Genomic DNA, 20,232 nt, shown 5'->3' with positions numbered 1-20,232 from the left:
TCTGGCGAAGCAAAAACGGATATCTGAAAGCAACAATCGAGGGGCGCGAGCGTGATCAACCCCGGACACGAGAAAGACATCGCCAGCGTCCGGGAGGTGGCAGGCCAGGCCTTGCCTCTGCGCTTGGAAACGGACGATGGCCGGCTTCTCGGCGGGTTTCTATGGCGACACAGCGGTGTTTCGGCCGCGTGGCCGATCGTGATCATCAGCGCCGCGACGTCTGTAAAGTGCCGCTACTACTCGCGCTTCGCCGACTACCTGTTTCTCAACGGATTCGATGTGCTCACCTTCGATTACCGGGGGATCGGCGAATCCCGACCGAAATCCCTGCGCGGATTCCGTGCCGACTGGGTGGATTGGGGCGCGCACGATCTGGAGGCAGCGCTCGCATACGCTGAACGCACTTTTCCGGGGCGGGAAATCCATGTCGTCGGCCATTCGATCGGCGGCTTTGCCATCGGGCTTGCGCCCTCGAACCGGCGGATAGGACGCATTCTTACCGTCGGATCCCAATTCGCCTATTGGCGGGATTACAGCGAGGCCGAACGCCGGCGCATGTATATCAAGTGGCACATCGTCATGCCGTTTCTGACAAGGATATTCGGCTTTTTTCCGGCCAAACGGCTTGGCTGGATGGAGGACACGCCCGCCGGCGTGGTCCGGGACTGGAGCCGGATGAAGGCCCGGTTCGAGTATACCGTGCGGCAGGATCTTTTCATTGGTGGGGAGCGGGAATCTGTAATCCTGCAAAGACGCTTCGCCAGGGTGACGGCGCCTATACTCGCGATTGGCCTTGAAGACGATCCGCACGGCACCCCGGCAGCCCTCGACCGGCTGCTCGCCTATTTCACGTCCAGCCACCGGCATCATTGGCGCATTGCCCCGGCCGACATTGACGTATCCTCCATCGGACATTTCGCCTTCTTCCATGACCGGTTCAGGGACAGTCTGTGGCCGCTCGCGCTTGACTGGCTGCGCGCGGGCGAGATCCCGGCCGACGCGCCCGGCCGGCTGCTCGATGAAGCAATTCCTGAGACAACGACATGACGATAACGATCAAGGCCGCAAGCCACGAAGACAGAAGCGACTGGGAAAAACTCTGGGCAGAAAACTGCGCGCATTTCGGCGCCGCGGACATGGACGAGGCGGTCATCGCCGGGCTGTGGCAGCGCGTTCTCGATCCCTCCTCACCGATGAATGCCTGGCTCGCGTTTCGGGCCGGGGAACCGGTCGGGTTGGCGCACACAATTCTCCATCCCCACACATTCTCGCTACGCCTCGTCTGTTATCTCGAAGACCTTTGGGTTTCTCCCCTGCACAGGGGCCGGGGCATTGCAACGAAGCTCATCGAACATCTGGAGGTTCTGGGCAGGCAGGAGGGCTGGCGGCGTCTCTACTGGGAAACGGCCGAGGACAACGCGGCCGCCCGGCACTTGTATGACCGCGTGGCGACGCTGAGGCCGATGGCGACTTACCAGATCGAGATGGCTGACTGAGGGTTGCCAATGGCGAGAACCACCCATGACCCATGCCACCGCCATCTTTGATCTGAGCCTTGCGCTGGAGGCGTATGGTGCCGGTCGCCTCGGCGAGGCCGAAAGCATCTGCCGCACTATCTGTGCGCAAGACCCGCCGCCAGTCGACGCGATGCACCTTCTCGGCCTGATCGAAATGGCGCAAGGTAGGCTTGCGGCAGCAATCGAAACGCTGACAGCCGTGACCAAATTTCAACCCGACGACGCAACGGCCCGGAACAATCTCGGCATTGCGCTGCGGAAGCACGGCAGATTGCCGGAAGCGATCGCCGCGTTCGAGAACGCCGTCGCCTGCCGCCCGACTTATCCGAACGCTCTCTACAACCTGGCTGTCGCATTGACCGATACGGGCAACAGAGGCTCGGCAATCGAACCCTTGCGCCGGTGCCTGTCACACGCGCCCGGCCATGCCGGCGCCCGCTTCCTGCTCGGGGATCTGCTGGTCGATGCCGGCGATCATGAAGAGGCCACCGCCCATCTGGAGAGATATCTGGGCGAAAATCCGGGTGATGTCGATGGCGCCCGGATGCGTCTGGCGCAAATGAACAGGGGGCCGGTCCCCTTTAGTGCTCCCGCGGCGCAGCTCGACCAACTCTATTCATCCAGGGCGCGCGACTGGGATCGGGCGGAGGGCTATCTGGCGCATCGCCATGTCGGCGACGCGCTCGCCCGGCTGTTGCCCCGACACGGCAACCGGATTCTCGACATAGGATGCGGAACCGGACTGGTCGGTGGCCTGCTGCGAGATCGGGCCGCGCATCTGGCGGGCATTGATCTGTCCGAGGCGATGCTGTCAGTCGCAAGACAAAAATCGCTTTACGACACACTTGTCCGCGACGATCTGGCGTCGTTTCTCTCTGCCACCGCGCTTCGGTTCGATGCGGTCGCGGCTGCGGCCGTCCTGATCCATTTCGGAGACCTAGCCACAATCCTCCCGAGCGTCGCCAATATCCTGGATCCCGGAGGCCTGTTTGCCTTCACAGTCTATCCAAATGACAAAGGAGACCGTCTTGGCTTTGGTCCCTGCATCAACCCGGAACTCGCCAAGGCGGGCTGTTTTTCCCACGGCTCCGCCTATATTGAGGCGATAGCCGAGCGCTCAGGCTTCAAGCTTCTTGAACAAGGCGAGGTTGTGCACGAATTCAGCGAAGGGCATATCGAAATGGGGCTGCTGACCGTTTTACAGTGTCGCTGATCGCACAACCTGATCACCAGAGGCAATTTTGCGTGACGATAGCCGTCGATCCAAGCTCAAGCCCCCCAATTCGTTGGGTCGGCGGGGTAGCGGTCACCGGATGTACTTGGGCTGGATGAGAGCAGGAATATAAGATCGGAAACGTCGTCGTTTCTGACCCAGTGCGGTTGCCCGGCCGGTATATGCATTCCTTGGCCCGGACTAATGAGAGTGACGCCGATGGGGGTGAGGATCGTCATTTGCCCATCCAGCACATAAAAGAATTGATGCGCCTCACGATGTACATGGGGCTCTTCAGCCGTCGCCGGCGGCATTGTTTCCTGCCTCACCTGAAGGTGCTCGAGGTCGAGCAGGCGCCAGCCCGAACAGCCGTTTCCCCAACGATAGAAATTCTCGCTTGAAGGTTCGACGGGTCTCATTGCGACGGCTCCGAAACATCCGCGCCATAAAACGCCTCGCCATAAACTTGCAGTCCATTCTCGAACCGCATGAGTTCGCATGCTCGAAGAGTCTTTCCACCGGCATGCGACACGTAGTGGACCAGAACGGTTTGCGCGTTCTCGTCACAGGTGATGGATTCAAGTCTAAATTCCAGGTCGGGAACGGCGGCGAGGGCTTTCGTCCAGTAGTCATAAAGCGCATCTCGGCCTCGCACCGTTGCGTCTCCGGTCACGATTGCCGCCCTCGGGCTAACGAATACAACCGACTTGGAAAATGGCGTGATCACCGCATCGACGTCGTGGCGGTTCCATGCTTCGATCCATGTAGTTGTATGATTTTCGAGATCTTTGCGTGAAAGAAAATTCATAGCCAAAACAATCCTGCTGTCAGTGCCGCGAGCGCGGACATGCTGCGATTTATGAGAAGAAGTTTCGATGGATCGTGAAGCACTTGTCGCAGTCCAGCCCCGAAGGCCGCCCACACTGCCAAGCATGGAATGCCGACAACGGTGAAAATCGCTGAGGCAAAGACAAGCTGGATCAGATAGCCGTTATCTGGAGAAATAAAGGCCGCGATGACGGTTACCGCAATCAGCCAGGCCTTGGGGTTTACGAACTGGAATGCGGCAGCCTGGAAAAAAGAAACCGGCTTTGCCAAAGAGGCATCGGGCATCTCGGCGGCACGCCAGAGTTTGTAAGCAAGCCAGAGCAGGTAAGCCGTGCCAATAATTTTCAAAAAAATCTGGATACGGGGCTCAAGTGCAAAGACAGCCCCAAGGCCAGCTCCGACCGACATCAATTGAACGGCAACACCAAAAGGAATTCCGAGAATATGTGGCCATGTTCGTGCCATGCCAAAGACAAGGCCTGATGTGGTGAGCATGAGGTTGTTCGGCCCCGGCGTGATCGTCATCACGAAAGCATAAAGTGCAAGGCCGGTAAGTGTTGCGGTTTCCATCCAGAGATCCGTTTGCAGGCCATCTCGATACTGAAAAATGGCCATACATACCTGTCATTGAATGGAGAGAGACGCTGCTGAGAATTCATCATGCAAAGATGAGCCTTTCTCTCTCGCTTGCCGGCCAACCAAATGCACGATGTCGGGAACACAATGAATTTCCAGCGCTTTCAAGGATCAGATGGACCCATGCCATTGGCTATAGCTGCACGATTGGACGATAACCTTTCCAAGACAATAGACCGGTTAAGGTACGATCTCCTCGTTCGGGCTCCGAACGCAGAAAAGCAGCTGGACTATCCACCACACATCACCTTGGCAGTGATAGAGGACGGTGAACGTGCTGATCCCATAATTCAGCAACTCGCCGCAGCTTGCCAAAATATTGGCCAGCTCAAAATAAAAATGAGTCACTTTGGAATATTTTCAGGGACCCCATCCTATGTTTTTCTGGCACCTGTCGTAACTCAATCGCTCCTTGCACTTCATGAGAATATTGTGGAAGCCGTTCGAGGGCAGCAAATACACGAACATCATTTGGTTGGTAGTTGGGTACCTCATGTCACGGTCGCAACGCTCAAAGGAAAGCCGGAGAAGGCTCTGGAAGCGGCGATGCGCAATTTCGACCATCACGACGGTCATATTACGGCGATCGAGCTTGTGCAGTTTCCGCCAGTCGAAATTCTGGCAAGTTTCCCTCTCCAGTAGAACTTTCAACGACGATGGTGGACGGAAAGAACCTGAGTTTTTCTCAGCATCCTGTCAGGGCTTTTCACTCCAGTATGTCGCCACCTCCCGGTAGTTTTGGCATCCAGGGTCATTGCTCCGGAGGGGTCATGAAAAGGGTTATTGGCAGTGCCGTAGACGCGAGCGTTGAGCAGCGGGTTCGTGACAGTTTTCGTCGCCAGGGGCTGATGAGCCATTTGGGCGCGACACTGTCCGAAATTCGCCAGGGACTGGTATCTGTCCAGATGCCTTTCCGGCCTGAGCTTTCCCAACAGCACGGTTATTTCCATGCAGGAGGAACTTCCGCGATCGCGGATTCTGCCGGCGGCTATGCCGCTTTTACGCTTTTCCCAGAGTTCAGCTCGGTTCTCACCGTGGAATTCAAGATCAATCTGCTGAACCCGGCTCTAGGCGATAAACTCGAAGCGCTAGGCAAAGTGATCAAGGCCGGAAAGACGCTCACAATCTGTCAATTTGAAGTGTTTGCCGACTCTGCTGATGGCCGAACGCTTGTGGCAATTGGTCAGCAAACGCTCATTTGCATGATGGGCCGCCGGGATTCGCTGTCGCACGCTAACCCCAAATAGGTGGTTGCATTGTGTGTAGACGCAGGGTCTGAAAGGAACGAGTTGTGTGTGAAGTACCCCTTTCCCCCTCCTTGACACAGATGCCGAATGCCATCGCGCTACGTCACCTACGATACTTTGTTGCCGCAACGGAGGAAGGGAGCTTCCGCAAAGCGGCGCTATCCTTATCGGTGCAGGAGTCTTCCGTCAGTAGACGAATTCGTAATCTCGAGGATCAAATCGGCGCTTCGCTCTTTCACCGCCACAGCTCCGGCGTAGCTCTTACCGTAGCTGGTGAACGCTTTCTTCCTGCCGCCCGTAAGGCTCTCAGAACCCTGACGGAGGGAACCAGAGACATCCAAGTCATCGCGCGAGGCGACCTGGGATCGGTAAGGATCGGCATATTTTCTTCGCTGGCATCGGGATTTCTTGCAGACTTGTTCCAAGCATATGGAACCAATCACGTTCAGGTTCGGATGGACTTCATTGATGGCAGCCCTGCGGATCACTTATCAGCTATCCGCCGCCTTGAAATTGACGTGGCCTTTTTAACTGGAACTTCCAAACGTCCGGATTACGACTCCGCAGAGTTGTGGTCGGAGAAGGTGTTTGTCGCTCTGCCCGAGCATCATCACTTGACTGCCAAAACCGAAGTAAAATGGACTGATCTAACTGATTCAACGTTTATTGTCAGTGACGCGCCGCCAGGCCAGGAAATTCACGATTTTCTCGTGATGCGGTTGGCCGAACTAGGACATCATCCGCAAATCGAGCCCCAATGTGTAGGGAGAGATAATCTGCTACCTTTGGTGGCATTCGGCCGCGGACTCACGGTTACAAGCGAATCCACGACAGCTGCCTGTTTTCCTGGTGTTGCCTACCGCCCTATCCAAGGAGAACGTCTGCCATTTTGTGCCGTATGGTCTCCTCGGAACGACAATCCAGCTTTTCGCAGGTTGTTGAGCTTGGCCAAGCATCTATCGAAATCAAAGATCTCTAGGCAGACGAACTTTGGCGCTTGGCCTTCGCAAAACCCCGGTCTGTCGCAATGAACCGCTCCAGCATGGGCACAATCAAGCGGACGGGATCGGCGGGCGCGTGCCCTCCCTCCCTGCCGAGGATTTCGGCATAGGCGGCGAGGTCGCGATGGAGACTCGCAGGCAGTTCCACCGTGACTTTGACCGGCTTGTCATCAGCGATCGGACCAAGTTTCAACTTCGCCATGTCAGCCTCCATAGGGTTCGAGCACGAGATCGTGGGTGACGATGACGCGAACGGGGAAGCCCGGTCGGATCGTCAGCGTCGGCGCGATGTTGAGCTGGCGGCTAACGATCTGCTGGCCGGTCTGACTGATACTGTCGCCAGCGCCCTGGCGCAGGGCACGGACGATTTCGCTTTCCTCGTCCGACGAACCGGCTTGCGAACCGATGCTGAGCAGCGTCGAGAGCGCGGCTGCCTTGAACAGTTCTCCCCAGTGATAATCGACGCCATCCTCCAGTCCGGCATAGCCTTGCGTATCCGCGCCCGGCTGGCGTTCCAGCACGATCGAACGGCCGTTCGGCAAGATCAGGCGGTTCCAGACGAGCAGGATACGGCGCTGGCCGAAGCCAACGCCGTTGTCATACTGTCCGATGACGCGCGTGCCCTGCGGGATGAGAAGGATGCGCCCGGTCGGGCTGTCATAGATGTTCTCCGTCACCTGCGCCGTGATCTGGCCGGGCAGGTCGGAACGAATGCCGGTGATGAGCGCGGCGGAAATAACCGCGCCGGCCTGAAGGATGTTTGCCGATGCCGGAGCGGCAACGCGATCGGTCGATACGGTGCGTCTGTCGGGCGCCTGATTGAGGAAGGCGAGCTGCCGATCCTGCGCTGAAGGCGTCGCTGGCTGCGGCGCGAGGCCGAGACCGGTCAGATCCGGCAAGGGTGTCGTTGTGGTTGTTGTCGTGGTGGCGGGCGAGGCCATGTTGCGCGTCTCGGTCGAAGTGAAGAGACGCGCGGTCCTCGCGGCCTCCAACTCCTGCAATCGGCGCTGTTCCTCGGCGCTGAGGCCGGGCTGCGCGGCGGGGGGGCCGATCCCTGACGGCGTCACAGGCTGGCCGCGGTTCTGCGCATCGAGGATCGGGCGGCCGAGATCGCCTGGCAGCGGTGGGCCGAGGACCGGGCCGGTATAGTCCTTCGGAAGCGTGTTTAGGCCATCGGGTGTCGGCCGGTTGTCGGTCGAATACAGCTCCTCGTTCGACCGGCCGTCATGCTGCACCTGAAGCGCATAGATCAGCGCGCCACCGATACCAACACCGGCGACCAGACCGAGACCAGTCAGCACTTTGCGCGAGAGCCGGGTGACGCGCGGCGGCTCCGGACGCAGCCGCATCGGCGCCGCCGGTTCTCCGGTCAACGGCCGGGCATCATCGTCGGACTCCGGCTGGGGTTCCAGCCCGGACTTGCAGCCTTCCTCCTTATCGGGATCGATCTCGTTCACGACGCAGGCCTCCCGTCAGTCCGGGAGATGCGCACGCGCTTCTGGTTCTTGGCTGCGCCGAAGCGTAGCTCGGCGGCGGCGAACAGCCGGTCGATGACCATGTAGTTGCCGCGCACCCGGTAGTTCACCAGCTCGGACGTGTCGCCTTCGGGGCCGACGACGAAGAGCGGCGGCATCTCGCCCTGACCGATGCCGCGCGGGAATTCGATGAAGACCTGTTTGCCGTCGTCGAAGGCGCGTAGCGGCCGCCACGGCGCGCGATCGCCCGTCACTTCGTAGCGGAAATTGACGCGGGATAGATCGACGCCACTGGCAACCGGCTGGGTGGCCTGGGCCTCCGCATTCTGGCGACGCAGCGCGATGAGCTGGTCCTGCGGATATTGCCAGGAGACCGAGGCCATGTAGGTCTTCTCGGTCGAGCGTAGCTCCATATGATAGGTGCGCATATTGGTGTTGATGACGAGGTTGGTCATAAGTTCGGTGCGCGTGGGCTTCACCAGAATGTGGATCTGCTTGGTCGCGCCCGTGCCGCTCTCTGTGTCGCCGATGATCCAGCGTACTGTATCGCCGGCGGCGACCGGGCCGGAGCCAACGAGGGTCTCGCCAGGCTGCAGGGCGATGTCGGTAATCTGCCCGACAGCGGTATAGACCTGATAGAGAGCGCCTGTCGTGAAGGGATAGACCTGCATGGAGTTGATGAAGCCGTTGCGGACGGGCTGCACGCGAGCCTGTGCATTAGCCTGATTGACGCGGGCGGCGGGATCGGTTGGCTCGGGCGTCCGGCGCGAGACTTCCACCGGCTTCATCTGGCCGGGAAGCGGCAGCGGCTTTGGCAGTTCGACCACCGTGACGGGTGCGGGCGGATCGACTGCCTGCACGGCGGGCGCGGCATCGTCATAGGAAATTTCCGGGGGCTTCTGCATCGTGGTGCAACCGGCGAGCGCCGAGGTGCAAACGAGGAGAGTCAAGAAAGCGGATTTACGGAAAGCCGGCCTCCCGGCGGCGCGGAAGGTCGGTGTCATTGTCCAAGCTCCTTCGACCAGTTGATGGCGTTGACGTAGATTCCAAGCGGGTTGGCCCGGAGTTTTTCGGGGTCGCGTGGTATCTGCACGGCGACGGTGAGGATGGCGGACCAGCGTTCGGTCGAGGCGAGCGAACCGTCCTGATAGCGGCGTTCGATCCAGGCGACGCGGAACGAGTCCGGCGAGGCCCGGATCACGCTGGAGACCTCGATGGCGATCTGCTGCTTGCCAACCTTGGTGAAGGGATCGTTCGCGCGGGCATAATCGTTGAGCGCCAATGCCCCGGCCTGCGTGGTGAAGTCATAGGCCCGGAGCCAGTTCTGCCGGACGATGATCGCGTCGGCGGGGATCGAGCGGACCTCTTCGATGAAGCGGGCGAGATGAAACGCGATCTGCGGATCGGTCGGGCGATAATCGGCGACAGCGGCCGCGACCGCCTGTGCCTGGCCGAGCTTGTCGACCTGAACCACCCAGGGAACGATCGAGCCGCTCATCGACTGCCAGACCAGTGCGGCCGACAATCCTGCCGAGAGCACCAGCGATCCGATGGCCATGAAGCGCCAGTTGCGGGCCTGCACGCGGGCGGAGCCGATGCGGTCGTCCCAGACCTGGGCGGCGCGCTGGTAGGGCGTCTCGGGTTGTGGTGATCTGCCGTAATGGGTGGCCGGTCGTTTGAACATGGTCAGTCGCTTTCGGATAGGTTGACGGAAGAGCCGCCGCCATGGCTGTCGCCCGACTTGACGGCGTGAGCCGCGGCCTGGACGCCGTGGGACATCTGCTGAGAGCGCTTCATGCGCTTCGCCCAGGCGGGTGGGCCGTCGTTGGCGGGAGATTGGGATGCAGTGGAAGCCGAAGCGGTCTCAGCGTCGGCTTCGCCGCCGATGGTGCCGGCAGTGGACGATCCGCCGGTCACTTCGAAGGCTGCACGCGCACCAGACTGGTAGCTCGACTTGAGGCCATCAGCGGCCTGGGAAGCCGCGCGTTTCAACGGCGAGGCTGCGGCCTGCGCACCGGCATTGGCGACATTGCCAAGCCCCGACGCCACAGCCGATGCGCCGGATTGGCCGGCAGCACCTAGGCTGTAGGCGGTGGACGCACCACCGGCGAGCGCGGCCCCGCCACGGGCAGCGGCAGCGGCGCCGCCAGCAAGGGCAGCGCCACCAGATGCGACTGCGCCCACCGTGGCCGCACCCGCCGCGACCATGCCACCAGCGGCGAGACCCGCTCCGACAGCGGCGCCACCGCCAAGCTGCGGGCCGCCGGAGACCAGGCCATTGGCGATGCCGGGACCGAAGATGCCGAGGCCAAGCAGCGATAGCGCAGCGAGCACGATCGCCATGGCGTCGTCAATCGAGGGGGTTGCGCCGCCGAACCCGGCAGTGAACTCGGAGAACAGCGTCGAGCCGATGCCAATGATGACGGCGAGCACCAGCACCTTGATGCCGGAGGAAATCACGTTGCCGAGCACCCGTTCCGCCATGAAGGCGGATTTGCCGAACAGGCCGAAGGGGATCAGCACGAAGCCCGCGAGCGTCGTCAGCTTGAACTCGATCAGCGTCACGAAGAGCTGGACGGCAAGGACGAAGAAGGCGAGCAGCACCAGCATCCAGGCAAACAGCATGCAGGCGATCTGGATAAAGTTCTCGAAGAAGGACCAGTAGCCCATCAGGTTCGAGATCGAGTCGAGCAGCGGGCGGCCGGCGTCGAGACCGGTCTGCGCCACCTTGCCGGGGCGAAGAAGATCGGTGACGGTAAAGCCCGTGCCGGACGCCTTCAGGCCGAGGCCGGCAAAACTCTCGAAGACGATCCGGGCAAGATTGTTCCAGTTGCCAATGATGTAGGCGAAGACGCCGACGAAGAGCGTCTTCTTGACCAGGCGGGCGATGATGTCCTCATCGGCGCCCCACGACCAGAAGAGGGCTGCCAACACCACGTCGATGACGATCAGCGTGGTGGCGATGAAGGCGACCTCGCCGCCGAGCAGGCCGAAGCCGCCGTCGATGTAGCGGGTAAAAACCTCGAGGAAATGGTCGATGACGCCGGTGCCGCCCATCGTCAGTGCGCTCCCGGCCGGACGGGTTCGGGCTGTGCGACCGGTGCGGTGTCCTTGGGTGTGGCCGCGCTTTCCTTCATGGCGGGGGCTTCGTCCGGGAAGAGAGTCCTCGGCGCTTCCGGTGCCAACGTCCTGGTCCCGCCCGGTTGGGAAGGCTTCGGGCTTTGACCCAGAAATCGGTCGCGGGCCTTTGCCCAGACATCGAGGCAGGCGGGATCGCGCGTGGCCGCTTCGCCCATGTCGCGGCACCGGCGCAGGATCTGGCGAGGCGCATCGACGTCGTCGCGCTCATGGAGGAGCGTGCGGACCTGCGGCTCCTCGGGCTTGCGGGTCAGTTCTATGACCGTGGCGGTGATGGCGGCGCCGACGAAGACGACGGCGCCGAGCCGGGCGAGCATCTTGCCGTCCATGGCTATCCCCCCTTCAGTTGCTGCCGGGGAACATCCGGGCGTTGCCCGGCTGGTAGCCCGTTCCCGGCGTCAGGAAGCGGCGACGCTGTTCGCGGCCCTGTTCCGCCGCAGCCACCTGTTCGGCCGATTGCAGCGCCTGCGCGCGACCGTTCGCCGCGACGACGGCAGTGAGGTCGGCGAGCTGCTGGGCCTGAAGAGCGAGGAGCTGGTTGCCGGCCTGCGTCGCCTGAAGCGCGCCGGTGGCGCCCTGGCTCTGGCCGACGAGCGCGGACATCTGGGCGCGGTTGGTGTCGATGTTGCCGACGACACCAGCCTGCACCTTCATGGCGTCCTGCAGACCGCCGACGGTGTTCTGCCAGCGCGATTTGCCGTCGGCGACGAGCTGCGCATCCGACGCGGAGAGCGAGACGTTGGCGTATTTTTGGTTAAACGCCTGGTCAATCTGCTGGACATCGTAGGCGATGTTTTGTGCCTGGCTGAGAAGCTGCTGCGTCCGCTGCACGGATTGCTGGAGCTGTTGCAGCGAGGAATAGGGCAGGCTCGCGAGGTTGCGGGCCTGGTTGATGAGCATCTGCGCTTCGTTTTGAAGCTGTGTGATCTGCTGGTTGATCTGCTGGAGCGCGCGGGCCGCCTGAAGGACGTTCTGCGCGTAGTTCGTCGGATCAAAGACGATGATGGCGTAAGCCGGCGTCGCCAGCATGGGCGCGACGGCGACGGGAGCGGTAAACAGCGCGGCAGCGAGCCGCACTGCGCGTGAACGGCGCAGTTTCATGATGGTGTCTCCAGGTTGGTGAGGTTGGGAATGAGGTCGGCGGCCCAGCCGGCGCCGCGCAGGCGCAGCCATGCGCCGAGGAAGCCATCCGGGCCGTGCTCGGCAGTGATGCGGGCGATCGCTGCCTGATCGGTCTTGGAGGATGCGGCGCAGAGCGCTAGCGCTACCTCCGACAGGCCCAATTCGAACAGCCGATTGCCGCGCCGGGACTGGCAGTAGTAGTCGCGCTTGGGCATGGCCCGCGCGAGGATCTCGATCTGGCGGTCGTTGAGACCGAAGCGGCGGTAGATGGCGGTGATCTGCGGCTCGATCGCCCGTTCGTTGGGTAGCAGGAGCCGGGTCTGGCAGCTCTCGATGATGGCAGGTGCGATGGTGCTGCCGTCGATATCCGAGAGGCTTTGCGTGGCGAAGATGACGGAGGCATTCTTCTTCCTGAGCGTCTTCAGCCATTCGCGGAGCTGACCGGCAAAACCCTCGTCGTCGAGCGCCAGCCAGCCTTCATCGATGATGATGAGGGTTGGCGATCCGTCGAGCCGGTCCTCGATCCGGTGGAAGAGATAGGCGAGGACGGCGGGCGCGGCGTCGGTTCCGATCAGACCTTCGGTCTCGAAGGCCTGGACGGTGGCAGTACCCAGATGTTCGCTCTCGGCGTCGAGCAACCGCCCCCAGGCGCCGCCGATGCAATAGGGGCGGAGCGCCTGCTTCAGGTCGTTGGACTGGAGCAACACGCAGAGGCCGGTGATCGTGCGTTCCTCGACCGGCGCCGAAGCCAGCGAGGTCAGCGCTGTCCAGATATGCTCCTTTACCTCCGGCGAGATGGCGATGCCCTCCCGTGTCAGGAAGGCGACGATCCAGTCGGCGGCCCAAGCGCGTTCGCTCGTCTCCCCGATGCGCGCCAGCGGCTGAAGCGAGACGGAGGTCTCTGAGCCGTCCGTCAGGCCGCCGCCGAGATCGTGCCAGTCTCCGCGCATCGCGAGTGCGGCGGCGCGGATCGAGCCGCCGAAGTCGAAGGCGAAGACCTGTGCGCCGGCGTAGCGGCGGAACTGCAAGGCCATGAGCGCCAGCAGTACCGACTTGCCCGCGCCGGTCGGGCCGACGACGAGGGTGTGGCCGACATCGCCGACGTGAAGGGAAAACCGGAACGGGGTCGAGCCTTCGGTCTTGCCGAAGAGCAGTGGGGGCGCCGCAAAATGCTCGTCCCGTTCCGGCCCCGCCCACACCGCCGAAAGCGGGATCATGTGGGCGAGATTGAGCGTGGAGATCGGCGGTTGCCGGACATTGGCGTAGACATGGCCCGGCAGGCTGCCGAGCCATGCGTCCACGGCGTTGATGGTCTCGGCCATCGCGGTGAAGTCGCGGCCCTGGACGACCTTTTCGACCAGCCGCAGCTTCTCGTCGGCAATGCGCGGATCGGCGTCCCATACCGTCACCGTCGCGGTGACATAGGCGATGCCGGCATAGTCGGCGCCGAGTTCTTGCAGCGCGAGGTCGGCGTCCGCGGCCTTGTTCGCCGCATCGGTATCGACCAGCACGGAGGCTTCGTTAGTCAACACCTCCTTGAGGATCGCGGCGATGGACTTGCGCTTGGCGAACCATTGCCGCCTGATCTTGGTGAGCAGCTTGGTGGCGTCGGTCTTGTCGAGCAGGATCGCTCGGGTGGACCAGCGATAGGGAAAGGCCAGCCGGTTCAGCTCGTCGAGCAGGCCGGGCGTGGTCGCAGTCGGAAAGCCGGTGATGGTGAGGACGCGCAGATGCGACGTGCCCAATTTCGGTTCCAGCCCGCCGGTGAGCGGCTGATCGGCGAGCAGCGCGTCGAGATAGATCGGCGTTTCGGGGACGCGGACGCGGTGGCGGTGCGTGGAGACGCAGTCATGCAGATAGGTCAGCGTCTCGCCGTCATCGAGCCAGCGGCATTCCGGCATGAAGGCTTCGATCAGCCGCAGCAGCCGGTCGGTACGGTCGGCGAAGGCGGTCAGCACCTCGTTGGGGTCGATGCCGGCCTTCTCGCGGCCCTCGTAGAGCCACGTCTCGGCGCGAGCGGCATCTTCGGCAGGCGGCAGATAAGTAAAGGTCAGGAAATAGCTGGATTCAAAGTGCGCCCCGGCTTCCTCAAAATCGGCCTTGCGCTCGGCATCGACCAGCGCCGACGCGGCGTCTGGAAAAGTGCTGGCCGGATAGCTGGCGGCGGCATGGCGCTGTGCCTCGACGAAGATCGCCCAGCCCGAACCGAGACGGCGGAAGGCGTTGTTGAGGCGACCGGCGACGGCGACCAGTTCGGCGGGCACGGCCGAATCCAGATCGGGACCGCGAAACCGCGTGGTGCGTTGAAAGCTACCGTCCTTGTTGAGCACGATGCCCAAGCCGACCAGCGCGGCCCAGGGCAGGAAGTCGGCAAGCCGGCTGTTGCGATTGCGATATTCTGCGAGGTTCATCATCGGTGCGCTCCCCTCAGACCGTGAGATGCGCGGGGATGCGCAGGTGACGGCGGCCGACATCGACGAAGAGGGGATCGCGTTTGGCAGCCCACACGGCTGCGAAATGACCGATCGCCCAGATGGCGAGGCCGACCAGCCAGAGGCGCAGGCCGAGCCCGACCGCGCCGGCCAGCGTGCCGTTCATGATCGCAATGGCGCGGGGAGCGCCGCCGAGCAGGATCGGCTCGGTCAGCGCCCGGTGGACCGGAACGGTGAAGCCCGGAACCTCGCCGCCCTGATCGACAGCGCCCGCCATCAGACGAGCGCCCCGCCGCCGAAGCTGAAGAAGCTGAGAAAGAACGAGCTGGCGGCAAACGCGATCGACAGGCCGAACACGATCTGGATCAGCCGGCGGAAACCGCCAGACGTGTCGCCGAAGGCCAGCGCCAGGCCAGTTGAGATGATGACAATCACAGCGATGATCTTGGCGACCGGGCCTTCGATCGACTGGAGGATGGATTGCAGTGGCGCTTCCCACGGCATGGACGAGCCGGAGGCGTGGGCGGGCGCGGCCATCACCACGGAAACCATGGCGACCGATACGGTCGTGGCGAGGCGCTGATGCAGTTCATTGAGGCGCACGGGGCGTAGGTGCTGGATCACAGGGATTCTCCTTCGTGGCTGGTGCTGGGGGCCTGGCTGGTGGGGGCCGCACCGCCGTCGGCCTCAATGATGGCCGGCGCGACGTGGTAATCGCCGCCTGGGCCGAGGCCCTCGACGCGGGCGAATTCGGAGAGCCGGCGCGCGGAACCGCGGCCGGAGAGAACAGCCACGAGGTCGATGGTCTCGGCGATCAGCGCGCGCGGGACGGTGACGACGGCTTCCTGGATGAGCTGTTCCATGCGCCTGAGCGCGCCGATGGCGCTGCCCGCGTGGATGGTGCCAATGCCGCCCGGATGGCCGGTGCCCCAGGCTTTGAGCAGGTCGAGCGCTTCCGAGCCGCGCACCTCACCGACCGGGATGCGGTCGGGGCGCAAGCGGAGCGACGAGCGAACGAGATCGGAGAGCGAGGCGACGCCGTCCTTCGTGCGCATGGCGATGAGGTTCGGCGCGGCACATTGCAGTTCGCGCGTGTCCTCGATGATGACGACGCGATCGGAGGTCTTTGCGACCTCGGCCAGCAGCGCATTCGTCAGCGTCGTTTTGCCGGTGGAGGTGCCGCCCGCAACGAGAATGTTGGCGCGGGCGGCAACGCCTTCGCGCAGCGCCTCGGCCTGGGCCGCCGACATGATCCCGGCGGAGACATAATCGTCGAGCGTGAAGACCGCGATGGCAGGCTTGCGGATGGCGAAGGCGGGCGCGGCGACAACAGGCGGCAACAGCCCCTCGAACCGCTCCCCCGTTTCGGGCAACTCGGCCGAGACGCGCGGGGCGCCGGCGTGGACCTCGGCGCCGACGTGATGCGCGACCAGGCGGACGATACGTTCGCCGTCGGCAGGCGACAGCCGCTCGCCCGTATCGGCCAATCCCTCGGAGAACCGATCGATCCAGATGCGGCCGTCCGGATTCAGCATCACCTCGACAACGGCAGGGTCTTCGAGAAGCCGGGCAATCGCGGGGCCGAGCGCCGTGCGCAGCATCCGCGCGCCGCGTGCCAGTCCTTCCAGATTTTGAGGTGAAGCCTTCATGTCGCCCCGAGTTCAGCGGGGATCGACAGACCTTCCCCTTGCGGGGTTGATTAAAAGAGCCGGATTTTGGGCCGATTCAACAAGGATTTATGGGCGTAGTAGTGTAGCGTGCAAATACAGGAGAACGGCGGCACGACGCTTCCCAAGCCGATATCGCTACGATTGTCATTGAAATGAGGTAATCGAGAGAAGTATGTCAGGATTTTCTATTGATCTTGCGGCAGAGCGAATCATCGACAGGCGCTCGCGTGAATATTTTGGCGAGGTTGTTCGATCGTTCGCCAATGGCTGCTACCGTAGCAGCCTTGTTATGCTATGGACCGTCGTCGTTTGCGATCTTGTCTACAAACTCCAGACGCTACGGGACATGCATGGCGACACAACGGCCGATAGTCTTCTGAAAGACGTTGAGGCAAAGCAGGTAGCCAATCCCACAAGTCCCGACTGGGAAGTATACTTACTGGACGAAGTGTTCAAGCGCACCAAACTGCTTGAAGCAGGTGAACATACGCAACTACAAGGCCTGCAGAAGTTGCGGCACCTGTCAGCCCATCCCGTCCTGACGGGGACTAACCTCCTTTTCCATCCCACCAAGGAAGCTGCACGCGCCCATATCCGTACCGCGCTGGAGGCGGTCCTGCTGCGACCACCACTGTTTTCAAAGAAAGTCGTCAACGCTCTCGTCGGCGACATCGCGGCCAACAAGGCATCGCTGATCTCGAAGGGCACGCTCAAAACCTATCTCGATGCGCGCTACTTCCCGAACATGCCGATGGCGATTGAAATGGAACTGTTCCGGGCACTCTGGAAATTCTGCTTCAAACTTCGCAACGCCGACACCGACGCGCATCGCGACATCAATGTTGCCGCCCTTGGCGTCATTTGCGACCGCAACCCTGCAGCGATCCGGGCCACGATTGACGGAGACCGGGCCTATTTCAGCGATGTCGGACCGGACGCGGACGTGCTCATCGCCCTCATCGGTTTCCTGACCGAGTATCCTGCGCTGCACGGCTCGCTCAACAATGCCGCGCATATCCTCATCAAGGCACAGATAGACGCCAACATTAACCTTAAGCTGACGGCGATCTTCCTGCATACGGATTTCGCGGCACTCATAGCTGCTATGGCGGGGGAGAGCCCCGATGCTTTCGACGGCGTAACGGCCGACAACTGGGCCGACTTTCTCGACAATGCTGCGAAAGAAAGTCTGCTTCCAGAGGCATGTGATATTGCTATCCAGAACTATGGCAAGTGCGGGAGCTACGACGACGCAGATATGCGCTTTGGACGCTTCATCTCGCCGATCCTCGACAGGATCGATGCGGCACGCATGACCAAGTTGTTGAACGCTATCGACACAAATTCGCAAACTTATGACCGGCGCCGTGCGAAGCTAGATCATCGGGAGGTGGCCACCGTTGCCACTGGTCTCGCGGTTAACACAAGTCCTTTCAAGAATTTCGAGGCAAATATCTAAACACACTGAGCGGCGATATCATTCCGGTTCGTTTGCGTTCTCATGACAACCGACGGGATCACCCACATCCTCGCTGATTTCCTGCCGGAGCTTCGGCCCTTTGGCCAACCTCCGGCCGAGCGCGGTGACGAACTGGTCATAGCGCTCGCCGGCCTTGGCGCGTGCCGCCTGTGCAGCGGGTTCGGGCAAGGCTGGCGTGGTCGCGAGCCAGAACTTGATGAACACGGCCAGGCTTTCCACCGCGATGCCGCTATCGCGTTCGAGCCGGGTCATGCGCCGGTTGAGCTGATCGAGACGCTTGGCGATCACTGCTTCCCGGCGCTCAGCCGCATCCGGTGACAGGAAGGACGCGATCGCTGCCTCGGCGATCATCGACTGCGACTGATCCCGGCGCGCGGCATGGTCGGCAAGCATCGTCATGATCGCCGGATCGAGATAGACGGATATCTGGGACTTCTTCTTGCGGGTCTCCATGACGGTCACAGCTCCATGCCGTCGTTCGGATCGAGCGAGACCTGCCGCGCCACGCCCTGCATGATCCCAGTCATCCGGCTGTTGCGGGTGGCAGAGTCCTCCATCTCGTCATCGCGATCGGCATCGATCTCGAACTCGTTTTCGATGTGCGGCGCCTTCTCGACCGGCTTCACGCGGTTGAGTTCAGGCTGCTGGCGGCGTTCGGATTCGGTCGGATCGTCGTCTTCGGCACCGGAGGCCGCTATTGTCTCGGCAAGCACAGGCCGCGCCGGGGTCGGCAGCGTGGTCCAGTCGTCCGGTCGTCCCTGCTTCGGCGCGGTGAGTGCGGGAGGTGGCAGAAGGCGCTCTTTGAAGCGGGCATCTTCATAATAGCGGGCTTTCTTCGCCCGGATCGGTGGCGTGCCCGCGACCATGACGATCTCGTCGGTCGGCGGAAGCTGCATGATCTCGCCAGGGGTAAGCAGCGGCCGCGCCGTTTCCGACCGTGACACCATCAGGTGCCCGAGCCACGGCGAGAGCCGGTGGCCCGCATAGTTTTTCATCGCCTTCATCTCGGTCGCGGTGCCGAGGGCATCGGAGACACGCTTGGCGGTGCGCTCGTCGTTGGTCGCGAAGCTCACGCGGACATGGCAGTTGTCCAATATGCTATTGTTCGCCCCGTAAGCCTTTTCGATCTGATTTAGCGACTGCGCGATCAGGAAGCTTTTGAGCCCATAGCCCGCCATGAAGGCCAGCGCCGACTCGAAGAAGTCGAGTCGTCCAAGCGCCGGAAACTCGTCGAGCATGAGGAGCAGTCGGTGCCGCCCGGCTTTGGCCTGAAGATCCTCGGTCAAGCGACGGCCGACCTGGTTGAGGATCAGGCGGATCAGCGGCTTGGTGCGGTTGATGTCGGACGGCGGTACGACGAGGTAGAGCGTCGTCGGCTGCTCGGCCGTCACTATGTCGGTGATGCGCCAGTCGCAGCGGCGCGTTACCTCAGCGACGACGGGATCGCGGTAGAGGCCGAGGAAGGACATGGCGGTGGACAGCACGCCCGACCGCTCGTTGTCCGACTTGTTCAGCAGCTCGCGCGCGGCGCTGGCGATGACGGGATGCGGCCCGGCCTCGCCGAGATGCGCCGTCTTCATCATCGCGGCGAGCGTCGATTCGATCGGCCGCTTGGGATCGGAGAGGAAAGCGGCGACACCGGCGAGCGTCTTGTCTTCTTCCGCATAGAGGACATGGAGGATCGCGCCGACCAGAAGCGCGTGGCTGGTCTTCTCCCAATGGTTCCGCTTCTCAAGGCTGCCTTCCGGATCGACCAGGATGTCGGCAATATTCTGGACGTCGCGCACCTCCCATTCGCCGCGGCGGACTTCGAGCAGGGGATTATAGGCGGAGGACTTCGCATTGGTCGGATCGAACAGCAGCACGCGGCCGTGCCGGGCGCGGAAGCCGGCGGTGAGCTGCCAATTCTCGCCCTTGATGTCGTGGACGATCGCCGAGCCCGGCCAGGTCAGCAGCGAGGGCACGACCAGGCCGACGCCCTTGCCGGATCGCGTTGGTGCGAAGCACAGCACGTGCTCCGGCCCGTCGTGGCGCAGGTAGTCGCGATCGAGTTTGCCGAGCACCACGCCATCGGGGCCGAGGAGCCCGGCGGCCGTTACCTCTTGCCTTTCGGCCCAGCGGGCGGAGCCGTAGGTTTCGACCTTCTTAGCCTCACGCGCCCGCCAGACCGACATGCCGATGGCGACGGCCACGGCGATAAAGCCTCCGGAGGCGGCGATGAACGCGCCTTTCGTGAAGATGTCCGGTGCGTAGGCATCGTAGAAATACCACCACCAGAAAAAGGCCGGCGGCAGGTAGAAAGGCCAACCGAGAACAGTGAACCACGGCGGCCCGAGCTGCGCCTGGAAGCCGAGCTTCCACGCGACATATTCGGTGGCGCCCCAGGTGGTGGCGAGAACGATCAGGAAGACAGTGAGGATCTGACCCCAGAGGATTTTGGTGGCCGACATGGCAACGGTCCTTTCTTGGGAAT

Annotated in this window: 23 protein-coding genes; 7 read left to right on the top strand and 16 right to left on the bottom strand. The window is 62.3% G+C overall.

Annotated elements, in window-relative coordinates:
* Positions 1–51: 51 nt before the first annotated feature.
* Genes V6766_RS11435 through V6766_RS11425 form a run of 3 tightly spaced genes read left to right on the top strand, consistent with a single transcriptional unit; the run spans position 52 to position 2,730 of the window.
* A complete protein-coding gene (locus tag V6766_RS11435; RefSeq protein ID WP_448466508.1) occupies positions 52–1,047 on the top strand; it encodes an alpha/beta hydrolase family protein in 996 nt (331 codons plus the stop codon).
* Complete coding sequence (locus V6766_RS11430; RefSeq protein ID WP_448466506.1) at positions 1,044–1,496, top strand: GNAT family N-acetyltransferase; 453 nt, start codon at positions 1,044–1,046, stop codon at positions 1,494–1,496. Before V6766_RS11435 ends, V6766_RS11430 begins: the two co-directional genes overlap by 4 nt.
* Positions 1,497–1,521: 25 nt before the next feature.
* Positions 1,522–2,730 (top strand): tetratricopeptide repeat protein, encoded by a 1,209-nt coding sequence (locus V6766_RS11425; RefSeq protein WP_448466504.1) that lies wholly within the window; start codon positions 1,522–1,524, stop codon positions 2,728–2,730.
* Positions 2,731–2,786: 56 nt separating this feature from the next.
* Here the strand turns inward: V6766_RS11425 and V6766_RS11420 are convergent, their stop codons facing one another.
* The 3 genes from V6766_RS11420 to V6766_RS11410 are packed head-to-tail and all read right to left on the bottom strand — an operon-like array spanning position 2,787 to position 4,173.
* Positions 2,787–3,149, bottom strand: coding sequence for a cupin domain-containing protein (locus V6766_RS11420; RefSeq protein WP_084466028.1), 363 nt, complete (start codon positions 3,147–3,149; stop codon positions 2,787–2,789).
* The gene (locus V6766_RS11415) at positions 3,146–3,538 is read right to left on the bottom strand and encodes a nuclear transport factor 2 family protein (RefSeq protein WP_448466502.1); all 393 of its coding nucleotides are present in this window, start codon (positions 3,536–3,538) and stop codon (positions 3,146–3,148) included. The genes V6766_RS11420 and V6766_RS11415 overlap by 4 nt, the downstream gene beginning before the upstream one ends.
* On the bottom strand, positions 3,535–4,173 hold the full coding sequence (locus V6766_RS11410) for a LysE family translocator (RefSeq protein ID WP_234187005.1): 639 nt from the start codon (positions 4,171–4,173) through the stop codon (positions 3,535–3,537). Before V6766_RS11410 ends, V6766_RS11415 begins: the two co-directional genes overlap by 4 nt.
* A 108-nt stretch (positions 4,174–4,281) precedes the next feature.
* On the opposite strand from V6766_RS11410, the gene V6766_RS11405 reads away from it, so the two are divergent.
* The 3 genes from V6766_RS11405 (at position 4,282) to V6766_RS11395 (ending at position 6,472) form a co-directional block, all read left to right on the top strand.
* A complete protein-coding gene (locus tag V6766_RS11405) occupies positions 4,282–4,836 on the top strand; it encodes a 2'-5' RNA ligase family protein (protein ID WP_448466499.1) in 555 nt (184 codons plus the stop codon).
* Between the two features lie 128 nt (positions 4,837–4,964).
* Positions 4,965–5,441: a PaaI family thioesterase gene (locus V6766_RS11400; protein ID WP_448466497.1), complete on the top strand. Its 477-nt coding sequence runs from the start codon at positions 4,965–4,967 to the stop codon at positions 5,439–5,441.
* A 44-nt stretch (positions 5,442–5,485) separates the two neighbouring features.
* Positions 5,486–6,472, top strand: coding sequence for a LysR substrate-binding domain-containing protein (locus tag V6766_RS11395; RefSeq protein ID WP_448466495.1), 987 nt, complete (start codon positions 5,486–5,488; stop codon positions 6,470–6,472).
* Here V6766_RS11395 and V6766_RS11390 read toward each other — a convergent pair.
* The 11 genes from V6766_RS11390 to trbB form a co-directional block, all read right to left on the bottom strand.
* On the bottom strand, positions 6,417–6,644 hold the full coding sequence (locus tag V6766_RS11390) for a DUF2274 domain-containing protein (protein WP_159599682.1): 228 nt from the start codon (positions 6,642–6,644) through the stop codon (positions 6,417–6,419). The two genes, V6766_RS11395 and V6766_RS11390, sit on opposite strands and share 56 nt — an antisense overlap.
* Position 6,645: 1 nt before the next feature.
* Positions 6,646–7,899, bottom strand: a complete 1,254-nt coding sequence (locus tag V6766_RS11385) for a TrbI/VirB10 family protein (protein ID WP_448466492.1) — start codon at positions 7,897–7,899, stop codon at positions 6,646–6,648.
* Positions 7,896–8,921: a P-type conjugative transfer protein TrbG gene (gene trbG, locus V6766_RS11380; RefSeq protein ID WP_448466490.1), complete on the bottom strand. Its 1,026-nt coding sequence runs from the start codon at positions 8,919–8,921 to the stop codon at positions 7,896–7,898. Before trbG ends, V6766_RS11385 begins: the two co-directional genes overlap by 4 nt.
* Complete coding sequence (gene trbF, locus V6766_RS11375) at positions 8,918–9,601, bottom strand: conjugal transfer protein TrbF (RefSeq protein ID WP_448466488.1); 684 nt, start codon at positions 9,599–9,601, stop codon at positions 8,918–8,920. The genes trbG and trbF overlap by 4 nt, the downstream gene beginning before the upstream one ends.
* Before the next feature lie 2 nt (positions 9,602–9,603).
* Positions 9,604–10,974 (bottom strand): P-type conjugative transfer protein TrbL, encoded by a 1,371-nt coding sequence (gene trbL, locus V6766_RS11370; RefSeq protein ID WP_448466486.1) that lies wholly within the window; start codon positions 10,972–10,974, stop codon positions 9,604–9,606.
* 2 nt (positions 10,975–10,976) lie between these two features.
* Positions 10,977–11,384 carry a putative entry exclusion protein TrbK-alt gene (gene trbK-alt / locus V6766_RS11365; RefSeq protein WP_448466484.1) on the bottom strand — a complete coding sequence of 136 codons (408 nt, stop codon included), beginning with the start codon at positions 11,382–11,384 and terminating at the stop codon, positions 10,977–10,979.
* Between the two features lie 13 nt (positions 11,385–11,397).
* A complete protein-coding gene (trbJ, locus tag V6766_RS11360) occupies positions 11,398–12,156 on the bottom strand; it encodes a P-type conjugative transfer protein TrbJ (protein ID WP_448466482.1) in 759 nt (252 codons plus the stop codon).
* Positions 12,153–14,591 carry a conjugal transfer protein TrbE gene (gene trbE, locus V6766_RS11355; protein ID WP_448466480.1) on the bottom strand — a complete coding sequence of 813 codons (2,439 nt, stop codon included), beginning with the start codon at positions 14,589–14,591 and terminating at the stop codon, positions 12,153–12,155. Before trbE ends, trbJ begins: the two co-directional genes overlap by 4 nt.
* 13 nt (positions 14,592–14,604) lie before the next feature.
* Entirely contained in the window at positions 14,605–14,886 is a 282-nt protein-coding gene (locus V6766_RS11350; RefSeq protein ID WP_448466478.1) for a VirB3 family type IV secretion system protein, read from the bottom strand.
* Positions 14,886–15,161: a TrbC/VirB2 family protein gene (locus V6766_RS11345; RefSeq protein WP_448466737.1), complete on the bottom strand. Its 276-nt coding sequence runs from the start codon at positions 15,159–15,161 to the stop codon at positions 14,886–14,888. Before V6766_RS11345 ends, V6766_RS11350 begins: the two co-directional genes overlap by 1 nt.
* A 68-nt stretch (positions 15,162–15,229) precedes the next feature.
* Positions 15,230–16,258: a P-type conjugative transfer ATPase TrbB gene (gene trbB, locus V6766_RS11340; RefSeq protein WP_448466475.1), complete on the bottom strand. Its 1,029-nt coding sequence runs from the start codon at positions 16,256–16,258 to the stop codon at positions 15,230–15,232.
* A 193-nt stretch (positions 16,259–16,451) separates the two neighbouring features.
* On the opposite strand from trbB, the gene V6766_RS11335 reads away from it, so the two are divergent.
* A complete protein-coding gene (locus V6766_RS11335) occupies positions 16,452–17,738 on the top strand; it encodes a hypothetical protein (protein ID WP_448466473.1) in 1,287 nt (428 codons plus the stop codon).
* An 18-nt stretch (positions 17,739–17,756) separates the two neighbouring features.
* On the opposite strand, the gene V6766_RS11330 is transcribed toward V6766_RS11335, so the two are convergent.
* Together V6766_RS11330 and V6766_RS11325 are read right to left on the bottom strand one after the other, a co-directional pair.
* The gene (locus V6766_RS11330; RefSeq protein WP_448466471.1) at positions 17,757–18,212 is read right to left on the bottom strand and encodes a CopG family transcriptional regulator; all 456 of its coding nucleotides are present in this window, start codon (positions 18,210–18,212) and stop codon (positions 17,757–17,759) included.
* Positions 18,213–18,217: 5 nt separating this feature from the next.
* The gene (locus tag V6766_RS11325; protein WP_448466469.1) at positions 18,218–20,209 is read right to left on the bottom strand and encodes a conjugal transfer protein TraG; all 1,992 of its coding nucleotides are present in this window, start codon (positions 20,207–20,209) and stop codon (positions 18,218–18,220) included.
* Positions 20,210–20,232: the final 23 nt, after the last annotated feature.

It is taken from the genome of Martelella sp. AMO21009 (genome assembly GCF_053484295.1).
The sequence above is the reverse complement of the archived record's forward strand: the minus strand, read 5'-3'. Positions and strand labels throughout refer to the sequence as shown.